The 13,126-nt window shown below is 56.2% G+C and carries 10 protein-coding genes; 7 read left to right on the top strand and 3 right to left on the bottom strand.

Annotated elements, in window-relative coordinates; translation table 11 throughout:
- Positions 1-167 precede the first annotated feature (167 nt).
- The gene (gene rpmE / locus FCN45_RS18795) at positions 168-383 is read left to right on the top strand and encodes a 50S ribosomal protein L31 (RefSeq protein ID WP_007885402.1); all 216 of its coding nucleotides are present in this window, start codon (positions 168-170) and stop codon (positions 381-383) included.
- Positions 384-460: 77 nt separating this feature from the next.
- Here rpmE and metJ read toward each other — a convergent pair whose 3' ends face one another.
- The gene (metJ, locus tag FCN45_RS18790; protein WP_007885403.1) at positions 461-778 is read right to left on the bottom strand and encodes a met regulon transcriptional regulator MetJ; all 318 of its coding nucleotides are present in this window, start codon (positions 776-778) and stop codon (positions 461-463) included.
- Positions 779-1,052: 274 nt separating this feature from the next.
- On the opposite strand from metJ, the gene metB reads away from it, so the two are divergent.
- The 3 genes from metB to metF all read left to right on the top strand — a co-directional run bounded on the left by metB (position 1,053) and on the right by metF (position 5,763).
- Positions 1,053-2,213 carry a cystathionine gamma-synthase gene (metB, locus tag FCN45_RS18785; RefSeq protein WP_137386751.1) on the top strand — a complete coding sequence of 387 codons (1,161 nt, stop codon included), beginning with the start codon at positions 1,053-1,055 and terminating at the stop codon, positions 2,211-2,213.
- Positions 2,214-2,215: 2 nt separating this feature from the next.
- A complete protein-coding gene (locus FCN45_RS18780; RefSeq protein WP_008109663.1) occupies positions 2,216-4,648 on the top strand; it encodes a bifunctional aspartate kinase/homoserine dehydrogenase II in 2,433 nt (810 codons plus the stop codon).
- A gap of 218 nt (positions 4,649-4,866) precedes the next feature.
- On the top strand, positions 4,867-5,763 hold the full coding sequence (metF, locus tag FCN45_RS18775; protein WP_137386750.1) for a methylenetetrahydrofolate reductase: 897 nt from the start codon (positions 4,867-4,869) through the stop codon (positions 5,761-5,763).
- 85 nt (positions 5,764-5,848) lie between these two features.
- Here metF and ppc read toward each other — a convergent pair whose 3' ends face one another.
- Positions 5,849-8,500 (bottom strand): phosphoenolpyruvate carboxylase, encoded by a 2,652-nt coding sequence (gene ppc / locus FCN45_RS18770; RefSeq protein ID WP_101760638.1) that lies wholly within the window; start codon positions 8,498-8,500, stop codon positions 5,849-5,851.
- A gap of 248 nt (positions 8,501-8,748) precedes the next feature.
- Positions 8,749-9,897 carry an acetylornithine deacetylase gene (argE, locus tag FCN45_RS18765; protein WP_101760637.1) on the bottom strand — a complete coding sequence of 383 codons (1,149 nt, stop codon included), beginning with the start codon at positions 9,895-9,897 and terminating at the stop codon, positions 8,749-8,751.
- A 169-nt stretch (positions 9,898-10,066) separates the two neighbouring features.
- On the opposite strand from argE, the gene argC reads away from it, so the two are divergent.
- Genes argC through FCN45_RS18750 form a run of 3 tightly spaced genes read left to right on the top strand, consistent with a single transcriptional unit; the run spans position 10,067 to position 13,092 of the window.
- On the top strand, positions 10,067-11,071 hold the full coding sequence (gene argC, locus FCN45_RS18760; RefSeq protein ID WP_137386749.1) for an N-acetyl-gamma-glutamyl-phosphate reductase: 1,005 nt from the start codon (positions 10,067-10,069) through the stop codon (positions 11,069-11,071).
- Between the two features lie 15 nt (positions 11,072-11,086).
- Entirely contained in the window at positions 11,087-11,860 is a 774-nt protein-coding gene (gene argB / locus FCN45_RS18755) for an acetylglutamate kinase (protein WP_137386748.1), read from the top strand.
- Positions 11,861-11,874: 14 nt separating this feature from the next.
- Positions 11,875-13,092 carry an argininosuccinate synthase gene (locus tag FCN45_RS18750; protein ID WP_101760634.1) on the top strand — a complete coding sequence of 406 codons (1,218 nt, stop codon included), beginning with the start codon at positions 11,875-11,877 and terminating at the stop codon, positions 13,090-13,092.
- Positions 13,093-13,126: the final 34 nt, after the last annotated feature.

The raw sequence follows: 13,126 nt of genomic DNA, 5'->3' as shown, positions 1-13,126 counted from the left end.
CGGCTAATTAGGAAGCGGCTATTTGCTAAAACCGGTTAATTTCTGTATACTATGCCGCCTTCGATGAGATCACTTGTCGGAGCATACACTTAATGTTCAACCGCGTGTGGTGCTGTGCAGGCTGAGCCTGGCACGGAGAGCGACACGGCCTTTTATGAGGTTCTCCCATGAAACAAGGTATTCACCCTAAGTACGAAGCAGTAACCATGACTTGCTCTTGCGGTAACGTGATCAACACCCGTTCAACCATGGCTTCTGGTCTGAACCTGGACGTGTGCGGCAAATGCCACCCGTTCTACACTGGTAAGCAGCGTATTGCTGACACCGGTGGCCGTGTAGATCGCTTCAACAAGCGTTTCAGCGTGCCAGCAAGCAAGAAATAAGATTTTTGGCCGTCGAATCTTCGCGATTCGGCAGCAAGAAAAAACCCAGCCTCGGCTGGGTTTTTTTATTTCTGGCTTCAGTATTCCCAGCTATCGGGATCGATGCCCATTTCACGCATAATCTGTTTCGCTTCTTCCGGAATCTCATCGCTGCGTTCTTTACGCAAATCGACATCGTTCGGCAGAGGCTGCCCGGTGAAAGCATGCAAAAAGGCTTCACACAGCAGTTCGCTGTTGGTGGCGTGACGCAGGTTGTTCACCTGACGGCGGGTGCGCTCGTCCGTTAAAATCTTCAGCACTTTCAGCGGGATAGAAACTGTGATTTTCTTAACCTGCTCGCTCTTCTTGCCATGTTCAGCGTAAGGGCTGATATATTCGCCGTTCCATTCAGCCATGGGTTACCTTAATCAATAAAAGTTGAATATGGGGAAATCCGTTGATTATGCCCGATTTTTCGATGCCTGACCCCTTAAACCGCAGGTTTTATGCTTGAGCACCGCTTCTGCAAAGGAAAGCGCGCTGAACACCAGGCGATGACGGACAATTTTAGCGGTTATTGATGATTTGCTCAATCTATACGCAAAGACATTTAGATGTCCAGATGTATTGACGTCTATGTGCGGAATGTTATCCTGTTGCTCTTCTTTTTCTTCAGGAACAGTAAGCACCATGACGCGTAAACAGGCAACCATCGCAGTACGTAGCGGTTTGAATGATGACGAGCAATATGGCTGCGTTGTCCCACCGATTCATCTCTCCAGCACCTATAACTTCCTCGACTTCAATGAGCCGCGTGCGCATGACTATTCACGTCGTGGTAATCCAACGCGCGATGTGGTTCAGCGCGCGCTGGCTGAGTTGGAAGGTGGCGCAGGCGCGGTATTGACCAATACCGGCATGTCAGCGATTCATCTGGTGACAACCGTGTTCCTGAAGCCGGGCGATCTGCTGGTGGCGCCACATGACTGTTACGGCGGCAGCTATCGCCTGTTTGATAGCCTGAGCAAGCGCGGCGCGTATCGCGTGAAGTTTGTTGATCAGGGCGATAAAGCGGCGCTGGCCGCTGCTCTGGCCGAGAAGCCAAAACTGGTGCTGGTTGAAAGCCCAAGTAATCCACTGCTGCGTGTGGTCGATATCGCCAGCATTTGCGCCGCCGCGCGTGAAGCTGGCGCCATTAGCGTGGTAGACAACACCTTCCTCAGCCCGGCGCTGCAAAACCCGCTGGCGCTGGGTGCCGACTTGGTTGTTCACTCCTGCACCAAATACCTGAATGGTCACTCTGATGTGGTGGCGGGCGCGGTGATTGCGAAAGATCCAGCTATCGCCACCGATCTGGCGTGGTGGGCGAATAATATTGGTGTAACCGGCGCGGCGTTTGATAGCTACCTGCTGCTGCGCGGTTTGCGCACGCTGTCACCGCGCATCGCCGCCGCACAACGCAATGCATTGGCGATAGTTGATTACCTGAAGCAACAACCGCTGGTGAAAAAACTGTATCATCCGTCCCTGCCGGAAAATGCCGGTCATGAGTTTGCGGTACGTCAGCAGCGTGGTTTTGGTGCCATGCTGAGTTTCGAAATCGATGCCGATGAGGCTCGCCTGCGCCGCTTCCTGAAAGCGCTGCAGTTGTTCACGCTGGCCGAATCGCTGGGCGGCGTAGAAAGTTTGATTTCGCATACCGCGACCATGACGCATGCCGGCATGTCTGCAGAAGCGCGCGCGGCAGCGGGAATTTCGGAAACACTGCTGCGTATTTCTGTTGGGATTGAAGATCACGAAGATTTAATCGCCGATCTGGATAATGCATTCCGGATCGCAGCCGAGGAGTAATCATGACGAGTTCAGTGGGCGCGGGAACGCCGATCAAGCAGTTGCATAAATTTGGTGGCAGTAGCCTGGCCGACGCCCGTTGCTATCAGCGCGTGGCCAGCATCATGGCGGATTACAGCCAGCCAGGCGACTTAATGGTGGTCTCTGCCGCAGGCAGCACCACTAACCAGTTGATCAGCTGGCTGAAATTGAGCCAGAGCGATCGCTTATCTGCCCATCAGGTGCAACAGGCTTTACGGCGTTTTCACAGCGAATTAATTGCTGCGCTGCTGCCTGCTGAATATGCCGAAACCCTGACGTCTTCCTTTATACGAGATCTGGAAAGACTGGCGGCGCTGCTCGATGGCACCATCACCGACGCGGTGTATGCCGAAGTGGTGGGGCATGGCGAAATCTGGTCAGCGCGCTTGATGGCTGCGGTTTTGAGCCAGCGCGAGATCGAAGCCGCCTGGCTGGACGCGCGTGACTTCCTGCGTGCTGAACGTGCCGCGCAGCCGCAGGTTGATGAAGGCAAATCCTGGCCGCTGCTGCAGGAGCTGTTAACACAGCATCCGCATAAGCGTTTGGTGGTGACCGGCTTTATCAGCCGCAGCGAAGCGGGTGAAACCGTGCTGCTCGGCCGTAACGGCTCGGACTACTCGGCAACGCAGATTGGTGCGCTGGCGGGCGTGGGGCGCGTGACCATCTGGAGCGATGTGGCGGGCGTTTACAGCGCCGATCCGCGTAAAGTTTCTGATGCGTGCCTGCTACCGCTGCTGCGTCTTGATGAAGCCAGCGAGCTGGCGCGTCTGGCGGCGCCGGTGCTACACACCCGCACCTTGCAGCCGGTTTCCAACAGCGACATCGACTTGCAGCTGCGTTGCAGCTATCAACCGGAGCAGGGCTCGACGCGTATTGAACGCGTGCTAGCCTCCGGCACTGGCGCGCGAATCGTCACCAGCCACGATGATGTGTGTCTGGTGGAGATTCAAATTCCCGACAATCACGATTTCAAAACCCAGCAGAAAGAGATCGATCTGCTGCTGAAGCGCGCGCAGCTGCGTCCACTGGCGATCGGCGTGCATCCCGATCGCCGCCTGCTGCAGCTGTGTTACACCTCGGAAGTGGTGAATAGCGCCTTCAACCTGTTGCAGGATGCCGCACTGCCGGGCCATCTGCAGCTGCGCGACGGCTTAGCGCTGGTGGCGCTGGTGGGCGCGGGCGTGACGCGTAATCCGCTGCACAGCCACCGCTTCTGGCAGCAAATCAAAGATCAGCCGGTGGAGTTTGTCTGGCAATCGGAAGATCACATCAGCATCGTGGCGGTACTGCGCGTCGGCCCGACGCAGCACCTGATTCAGGGATTGCATCAGTCGCTGTTCCGCGCAGAAAAACGCATCGGTTTGATGTTGTTCGGCAAAGGCAACATCGGTTCACGCTGGCTGGAGCTGTTTGCCCGCGAGCAGGAAACGCTGTCGGCGCGTACGGGATTTGAGTATGTGCTGGCGGGCGTGGCAGACAGCAGCCGCAGTTTGCTGAGCTACGACGGTCTGGAAGCCAGCCGCGCATTGGCGTTCTTTGATGATGAAGCGGTCGAGCGCGATGAAGAGTCGCTGTTCCTGTGGATGCGTGCGCACCCGTTCGATGATTTAGTGGTGCTGGACGTCACCGCTAGCGAGCAGCTGGCGCAGCAGTATCATGATTTCGCCAGTCACGGCTTCCACGTTATCAGCGCCAACAAAGTTGCCGGTGCGTCGAGCGGTCAGAGCTGGCGTCAGGTGCGCGATGCTTTCGCCAAAACCGGTCGTCACTGGCTGTATAACGCCACCGTCGGTGCCGGTTTGCCGGTCAATCACACGGTGCGCGATTTACGCGAAAGCGGCGATAGCATTCTGGCGATCAGCGGCATCTTCTCCGGCACGCTGTCGTGGCTGTTCCTGCAATTTGATGGCACGGTGCCGTTTAGCGAGCTGGTTGATCAGGCGTGGCAGCAAGGCCTGACCGAACCAGACCCGCGCGTGGATTTGTCCGGGCAGGACGTAATGCGCAAGCTGGTGATTCTGGCGCGTGAAGCGGGCTACGACATCGAGCCGGATCAGGTGCGTGTCGAGTCGCTGGTGCCGGCAATTTGCGACGGTGAGTCGATTGATCACTTCTTCGAAAACGCCGACGAGCTGAATGATCAGATGCTGCAGCGTCTGGAAGCGGCGCAAGAGATGGGCTTAGTGCTGCGTTACGTGGCGCGTTTCGATGCCAATGGCAAAGCGCGCGTCGGCGTGGAAGCGGTACGTCCCGAGCATCCGCTGGCTGCGTTACTGCCGTGCGATAACGTGTTTGCCATCGAAAGCCGTTGGTATCGTGATAATCCGCTGGTGATCCGCGGACCGGGCGCAGGCCGCGATGTTACGGCCGGCGCGTTGCAATCGGATATCAACCGCCTCGCACAGCTGCTGTAATCTGCCTCACTTTGCAGACGGCATCGTCCGTCTGCATTCTTCACCTTCCCACCGCGCATCATGAAACGCTTTCACCTTGAGTGAAAATTTGTCACGCCTGTTCATTAATTTTCAGTTGACGCTAGCGTGCGAATCGTTCATTTTGTGCATCTGGACGTCTAAACGTATGGATGTTCGAAGGCCGCAAAATAATCGATATGTGATGACGAGGTATTAGGATGAGTTTCTTTCACGCCAATCAACGCGAAGCGTTGAACCAGAGCCTGGCTGAGCTGAACGGGCAAATTAATGTCTCTTTCGAATTTTTCCCGCCACGTACCAGCGAAATGGAAGAAACCCTGTGGAGCTCAATCGATCGACTGAGCAGCCTGAAGCCAAAATTCGTCTCCGTCACCTACGGTGCCAACTCGGGCGAGCGCGATCGTACGCACAGCATCATCAAAGGCATCAAAGATCGTACCGGTCTGGAAGCCGCACCGCATCTAACCTGTATCGATGCCACGCGTGATGAGCTACGCAGCATCGCGCGTGATTACTGGGATAGCGGCATTCGTCATATCGTGGCCCTGCGCGGTGATTTACCGCCGGGCAGCGGCAAGCCGGAGATGTACGGCTCGGATTTGGTGGCGCTGCTGAAAGACGTTGGCGATTTCGATATCTCGGTGGCGGCCTATCCGGAAGTGCATCCCGAAGCGAAAAGCGCGCAGGCCGATTTGATTAACCTGAAACGCAAAATTGATGCCGGTGCTAACCGCGCCATCACCCAGTTCTTCTTCGATGTGGAAAGCTACCTGCGCTTCCGCGATCGCTGTGTCGCAACCGGTATCGACGTGGAGATCGTGCCGGGTATTTTGCCGGTCTCTAACTTCAAACAGCTACAACGCTTCGCTACCATGACCAATGTGCGGGTGCCGGGCTGGATGAGTGCAATGTTTGAAGGTCTGGAAAACGATCCGGAAACGCGCAAAATGGTGGGTGCCAGCGTCGCCATGGACATGGTGAAAATCCTGTCGCGCGAAGGGGTGAAGGATTTCCATTTCTATACGCTGAACCGCGCCGAGTTGAGTTACGCCATTTGCCACACGCTGGGCGTGCGTCCGGCGATGGGAGGTTAAGATTGGCGGTCGCCATGAATGGCGGCCTTACAAAATCCAATAAAAAAGGAGCCAGTTGGCTCCTTTTTCACATCATTTCACTCGATTAACCGGTATTACGCATACCCGCTGCAACACCCGCGATCGTCACCATCAGCGCTTGTTCTACACGCGCATCTGGCTCATCACCGCGCTCTTCCTGCGCACGTGAACGATGCAGCAGTTCAGCCTGCAACACGTTCAGTGGATCGGTATAAACGTTACGCAGCGCGATGGACTCAGCAATCCACGGTTGGTCAGCCATCAGATGGGCATCGTTAGCGATGGTCAACACCGCTTTGATATCCGCATCCAGCTGATCGCGCAGCTGCTTGCCGAGCGACCACAGTGATTTATCCACCAGACGCTGATCGTAGTACTCCGCCAGCCACAAATCGGCTTTCGAGAACACCATCTCTAGCATGCCAAGGCGTGTGGCGAAGAATGGCCACTCGCGGCACATGTTCTCCAGCTCATCCTGATGACCTTCATCCATCGCTTTCTGCAACGCGGCACCCGCGCCCAGCCAGGCTGGCAGCATCAGACGGTTCTGCGTCCAGGCGAAGATCCACGGAATGGCACGCAGCGATTCCACACCGCCGGTTGGGCGACGTTTAGCCGGACGTGAACCCAGCGGCAATTTGCCCAGCTCCTGCTCGGGCGTGGCTGAGCGGAAATAGGGCACGAAGTCCGGATTCTCACGCACATAGCCGCGATACATCGCGCAGGAGTGCGCCGACAGACCATTCATGATCTCCTGCCATTCGCGCTTGGGTTCCGGCGGTGGCAGCAGGTTGGCTTCCAGAATCGCACCGGTATACAGCGACAGGCTGGCGATAGTGACTTCGGGCAAACCGTATTTGAAGCGAATCATCTCGCCCTGTTCGGTCACGCGCAGGCCACCTTTCAGGCTGCCCGGCGGTTGTGACAACAGCGCCGCATGGGCTGGCGCGCCGCCACGACCGATTGAGCCGCCGCGTCCATGGAACAGCGTCAGCGTGATGCCCGCGCTTTCACAGGTTTTGATCAGCGCGTCCTGCGCCTGATATTGCGCCCAGCTGGCGGCCATCACGCCGGCATCTTTCGCTGAGTCGGAATAGCCAATCATCACCATCTGTTTGCCATTGATAAAGCCGCGATACCAGTCGATGTTCAGCAACTGTGTCATCACGTCGTTAGCGTTGTTCAGGTCATCAAGGGTTTCGAACAGCGGCGCAACCGGCATGGCGTAAGGAATGCCGGCTTCTTTCAGCAGCAGATGCACGGCCAGCACGTCCGACGGCGTTTTCGCCATGGAGATCACGTAGGAAGCAATTGAACCCTGCGGCGCTTCGGCCACCACTTTGCAGGTATCCAGCACTTCGCGCGTCTCATCGCCTGGTTCCCACTGATGCGGCAACAGCGGACGCTTGGAATTCAGTTCGCGAATCAGGAAGGCTTGTTTATCCGCTTCTGACCAGCTTTCGTAATCACCGAGGCCGAGATAGCGCGTTACTTCGGCAATCGCCTGGGTATGGCGGGTGCTCTCCTGACGGATATCGATGCGCACCAGCGGCACGCCGAAACACTTCACGCGGCGCAGCGTGTCCAGCAGCTGACCATTGGCGATGATGCCCATGCCGCACTGCTGCAGAGATTGATAGATAGCGAACAGCGGATCCCACAGCTGATCGTTAGAGACCAGCAAATCGGCCGGACGCGGCAGGCGCTCGCCTTTAAGACGACGGCCAAGATAAGCCTGCGTGGTCATCAGCTGGCCGCGAAGGCGCTTCAGCACCATGCGGTACGGCTCCAGCGCTTCCGCATCGCCGCACAGCTCGCGCACTTCGTCGCTGCATTCGGACATCGACAGCTCGGAAATCAGCACGCCGATATCGCGCAGGAACAGGTCCGCGGCCTTCCAGCGGCTCAGCTGCATCGCGTGGCGGGTAATCGGTGCGGTGACGTTCGGGTTGCCGTCACGGTCGCCGCCCATCCACGAGGTAAATTTAATCGGTACGAAATCGACCGGCAGCTTAATGCCAAAAGTCTCTTCCACTTGCTCATTCAGCTCACGCAGGAAGGCTGGCACGCCTTGCCACAGGCTGTTTTCCACCACGGCAAAGCCCCATTTGGCTTCATCTATCGGCGTTGGACGGTATTTGCGGATTTCGTCGGTGTGCCACGCTTGTGCCACCAGCTGGCGCAGACGGCGCATCACCTGGGTACGTTCGTAGTCAGAAATATCGCTATGATCGAGTTGCTGTAAACAGCTGTTCACTTCGCCCAGCATATGGATCAGCGTGCGGCGGGTAATTTCGGTGGGGTGCGCAGTCAGCACCAGCTCCAGCGACAGCTCTTCAATCGACTGGCGGATCGCCGCTTCGCTGATATCGCCTTGCTGTTTCAGACGTTCGAAAGTCTTTTTCAGCAGTTCAGGGTGGTTCGCGCCATCGCCGCTACGTGAAATGGTTTGATACTGTTCAGCGACGTTGGTGAGATTAAGGAACTGGCTAAACGCACGCGCCACCGGCAGCAGCTCGTCGTTCGACAGATTTTGCAGCGTGGTCAGCAGTTCCTGACGATGAGTGTCATTTCCCGCACGGGATGACTTAGAGAGTTTACGGATGGTCTCCACCTGGTCGAGGATGTTCTCTCCTAGTGCATCCTTAATTGTATCCCCGAGCAGTTTGCCGAGCATACTGACATTACTTCGCATTGCGGAATATTGTTCGTTCATTGGACCCTGACACCCTTATCGTCTTTTTTTAATACTCTTACGCCCAACGGGCATAACATCGTCTTTTATCTAGCCACGTATCTTCCTGCGCGTCAATTGCCTTAAATCTACGTAAATGTGCTGCTAAATGGCGGAAATTCAAAGAATTTGCTTGCATCGAAGCGAGATAAGTTATTCTTATTATCAAATCCCGAACAATGACGGGGCAATTTGCTGATTTAACAGTGAAATGCCCCATTTGTTGTTCATCAATGACAAAAATGCTGTACGACTTGGGTGATAAGCGCATGAGTCGGCTTGATAAATGCGGTATCAATAAACTCATCAGGTTGATGGGCTTGATTGATAGATCCCGGGCCTAATACCAGCGTTGGGCACAACTGCTGGATAAAAGGCGCTTCAGTGCAATAGTTCACCACTTCGGTTGGCACGCCCAGCAGCTTCTCCACCACTTGCACCAGCTCATGATCGGCCGGACATTCGTAGCCTGGAATCGGCGGATGCAGCTCGCCCACGGTAAGACGTCCCGGCCAGCGCGCACTTACCGGCGCCAGCGCGTCATTCAGCAGACCATCCAAATCGCTCAGGGTTAAGCCCGGCAGCGGACGAATATCCATGTGCAATTCACAGCAGGCGCAGATGCGGTTGGCGGCGTCGCCACCATGAATATGACCAAAGTTCATGGTTGGATAAGGAATGGCAAAACCATCGTGGTTGTAACGCTCTTTCAGCGTGTTACGCAGCTGCATCAGCTGGGTAATGGATTCATGCATCAGTTCAATGGCGTTAACGCCGCGTGACGGATCGCTGGAGTGGCCTGATTGCCCCTGAATACGAATCACATTCGACAGATGACCTTTATGCGCGCGCACCGGCTTAAGCGAGGTGGGCTCGCCGATGATGGCGCAATCCGGACGCAACTGGGTGGATTCAGAGAAATACTTCGCGCCCGCCATGGTGGTCTCTTCGTCGGCGGTGGCGAGGACGTAGAGCGGCTTGCTGAGTTTGGTCACGTCAACGTCACGCAGCGCATCCAGAATAAAGGCGAAGAAGCCTTTCATATCGGCGGTGCCGAGGCCGTACAGCTTGTTGTCGTGTTCGGTCAGCGTGAACGGATCGCGCGTCCAGCGGCCGTCGTCGTAAGGCACAGTGTCGGTATGACCCGCCAATAACAAGCCGCCTGCGCCCAATCCGCTGCGCGCCAGCATGTTGAATTTATGCCGCGTGCCAGGCACCGGCTGCACTTCGACACTGAAGCCAATATCGCGGAACCAGCCGGCCAGCAAATTGATTAAAGTTTCATTACTCTGATCCAGTGCGCTATCGGTTGCGCTGATTGATGGCGTGGCAATCAACTGGCGGTAGAGTTCGATAAAAGGTGGTAATTTTGTCTTCACTGTTGACGGTCCTTGGGTTAGGATGTATCAATATTCATGCATTAATAGTGAATAAAAATACAATAACGTCGCTTGCATGTGAAGCATCAAATCTTCTGCAAACGGCATTCTGGGCAACGGGGCAAGGCCGCGACCCGATACGTGTGACTGTAATAAGGTATACAGCCTGATGTTGAATACGCTGATCGTTGGTGCCAGTGGTTACGCTGGCGTAGAGCTTGCCACCTACCTGAATCGCCATCCGCATATGAACATAACCGCTTTGGCGGTTTCAGCGCAAAGCCCGGATGCTGGAAAGTTACTGTCGGATTTGCATCCACAGCTCAAAGGCATTGTCGATTTGCCGCTGCAGCCGCTGAGCGATGCCGCTGAATGGGCCGACAAAGTGGATGTGGTGTTCCTCGCCACCGCTCACGAAGTCAGCCACGATCTGGCACCTGCATTCCTCAAAGCCGGTTGCGTGGTGTTCGATCTCTCCGGCGCGTTCCGCGTAAACGACGATGCGTTCTATACCCAATATTACGGCTTCAGCCATCAGCATCAGGATTGGCTGGACAAGGCGGTTTACGGCCTGGCCGAATGGCAGCACGACAAAATCAAAGACGCAGAGCTGGTTGCGGTGCCGGGTTGCTACCCAACCGCAGCCCAGCTTTCGCTGAAACCGCTGATCGCAGCGGGTCTGCTTAACGATGCACAGTGGCCGGTGATTAACGCCACCAGCGGCGTGAGCGGCGCAGGGCGCAAAGCCAACGTTGGCACCAGCTTCTGTGAAGTGAGCTTGCAGCCGTACGGTTTGTTTAATCATCGTCATCACCCAGAAATTGTGGCGCATCTCGGTACGCCGGTGATCTTCACGCCACATCTGGGCAGCTTCCCACGCGGGATTTTATCGACCACCACTTGCCGCCTGAAAGCGGGCGTGACGCAGCAGGATGTGGCGGATGCCTTCCATAGCGCCTACCACGATAAACCGCTGGTGCGCGTCTATGACAAAGGCGTCCCGGCGCTGAAAGCGGTGGTCGGTTTGCCGTTCTGCGACATCGGCTTCGCCATGCAAGGCGAGCACCTGATTGTGGTGGCTGCCGAAGATAACCTGCTGAAAGGCGCCTCATCGCAGGCGGTTCAGTGTTTAAACATTCGTTTCGGCTTCCCCGAAACGCTGTCTCTGATTTAACGAACGGATAACGCAATGAATCCATTAATCATTAAACTGGGTGGCGTGCTGCTGGATAGCGAAGAAGCGCTGGCCCGTCTGTTTGATGCCCTGCTGGCGTACCGCAATGAACATCAGCGTCCGCTGATCATTGTGCACGGCGGTGGTTGCGTGGTGGACGAGCTGATGAAGAAGCTCGCGCTGCCGGTGAAAAAGAAGAACGGTTTGCGCGTGACGCCAGCCGATCAGATTGACATTATTACCGGTGCGTTAGCCGGTACAGCCAACAAAACGCTGCTGGCGTGGGCGAAGAAATATGGCATCGGCGCGGTGGGTTTGTGCCTCGGCGATGCCGGTCTGGTCAACGTGGCGCAGTTCGATGAAGAGCTGGGACACGTTGGCAACGCGACGCCAGGCAACCCGGCGCTGGTGAACACGCTGCTGAGTGCAGGCTATATGCCGGTGATCAGCTCAATCGGTATCACCGATGGCGGCGAGTTGATGAACGTCAACGCTGACCAGGCGGCAACCGCGCTGGCTGCGACCATCGGTGCCGATTTGGTGCTGTTGTCTGATGTCAGCGGTATTCTCGACGGCAAAGGTCAGCGCATCGAAGAGATGACCGCCGCGAAAGCGGAGCAGCTGATTGCGCAGGGCATCATCACCGATGGCATGATCGTGAAAGTGAACGCGGCGCTTGATGCCGCCCGCACGCTCGGTCGCCCGGTCGATATCGCCAGCTGGCGTCATGCTGAACAACTGCCAACCCTTTTCAACGGCGTGTCGATTGGCACCCGGATTCTCGCATAATCAAGGATTAAGACATGAGCACGCAAAACATCAAAAAAATCGTTCTGGCCTACTCCGGCGGTCTGGATACTTCAGCCATCATTCCATGGTTGAAAGAGAACTATGGCGGCTGTGAAGTGGTGGCGTTCGTGGCGAACATTGGCCAGGATCCCGCCGATCTGGAAGGCGTTGAGAAGAAAGCGCTGCAGTCAGGTGCGTCTGAGTGCCACGTGGTTGACCTGCGTGAAGCGTTCATCAGCGAATACGTGTATCCGGTTCTGCAGACTGGCGCCCTGTACGAAGGCACTTATCTGCTGGGTACGTCTATGGCGCGTCCGATTATCGCTAAAGCCCAGGTTGAGCTGGCGCTGAAAGTGGGCGCAGATGCGCTGTGCCACGGCGCAACCGGTAAAGGTAACGATCAGGTGCGTTTTGAAACCACCTACACCGCGCTGGCGCCACAGCTGAAAGTGGTTGCGCCATGGCGTGAGTGGGACCTGCGTTCACGTGAAGCGCTGCTGGATTACCTGAAAGAGCGCAATATCCCGACCACCGCGTCGCTGGAAAAAATCTACAGCCGTGACGAGAACGCATGGCACATCTCTACCGAAGGCGGCGTGCTGGAAAGCCCAGCCAATGCACCGAACAAAGATTGCTGGGTGTGGACCGTTGATCCGCTGGAAGCGCCCGATCAGCCAGAAAATGTCACGGTCACCGTGGAGAAAGGTCGCGTGGTGGCGGTGAATGGCGAGACGCTGAGCCCGTTCCAGTGCCTGGAAAAACTCAACGTGCTGGGCGCCAAACACGGCGTCGGCCGTATCGACATCGTGGAAAACCGTCTGGTAGGCATCAAGTCCCGCGGCTGCTACGAAACTCCAGGCGGCACCATCATGGTTAACGCGTTGCGTGCGGTTGAACAACTGGTGCTGGATCGCGATAGCTTCAAATGGCGTGAGCAGCTGGGCCATGAAATGTCTTACGTGGTTTACGATGGTCGCTGGTTCGCGCCGCTGCGTAAATCTATCCAGGCCGCAGCTGAATCATTGGCAGAAGAGGTGAATGGCGAAGTGGTACTCCAGCTGTATAAAGGCCAGGCCACGGCGATTCAGAAAACCTCTGCTAACAGCCTGTACTCAGAAGAGTTCGCCACCTTTGGCGAAGACGAAGTTTACGATCACCGTCACGCGGGCGGCTTTATCCGCTTGTTCTCACTCTCTTCACGCATTCGCGCGCTGAACGAGCAGAAGAAGTAATACCGCGGCAATCGACCTATTTTGCAAGGGCGGC

This window comes from Pantoea sp. SO10 (assembly GCF_005281435.1).
Taxonomy (GTDB): Bacteria; Pseudomonadota; Gammaproteobacteria; order Enterobacterales; family Enterobacteriaceae; genus Pantoea; species Pantoea leporis.
The sequence above is the reverse complement of the archived record's forward strand: the minus strand, read 5'-3'. Positions and strand labels throughout refer to the sequence as shown.

Coding starts and splice junctions, on each gene's coding strand:
- FCN45_RS18780 (WP_008109663.1), top strand. CDS start 2,216: ATGACGAGTTCAGTGGGCGCGGGAACGCCGATCAAGCAGTTGCATAAA.
- metJ (WP_007885403.1), bottom strand. CDS start 778: ATGGCTGAATGGAACGGCGAATATATCAGCCCTTACGCTGAACATGGC.
- rpmE (WP_007885402.1), top strand. CDS start 168: ATGAAACAAGGTATTCACCCTAAGTACGAAGCAGTAACCATGACTTGC.
- ppc (WP_101760638.1), bottom strand. CDS start 8,500: ATGAACGAACAATATTCCGCAATGCGAAGTAATGTCAGTATGCTCGGC.
- argB (WP_137386748.1), top strand. CDS start 11,087: ATGAATCCATTAATCATTAAACTGGGTGGCGTGCTGCTGGATAGCGAA.
- metB (WP_137386751.1), top strand. CDS start 1,053: ATGACGCGTAAACAGGCAACCATCGCAGTACGTAGCGGTTTGAATGAT.
- FCN45_RS18750 (WP_101760634.1), top strand. CDS start 11,875: ATGAGCACGCAAAACATCAAAAAAATCGTTCTGGCCTACTCCGGCGGT.
- argC (WP_137386749.1), top strand. CDS start 10,067: ATGTTGAATACGCTGATCGTTGGTGCCAGTGGTTACGCTGGCGTAGAG.
- metF (WP_137386750.1), top strand. CDS start 4,867: ATGAGTTTCTTTCACGCCAATCAACGCGAAGCGTTGAACCAGAGCCTG.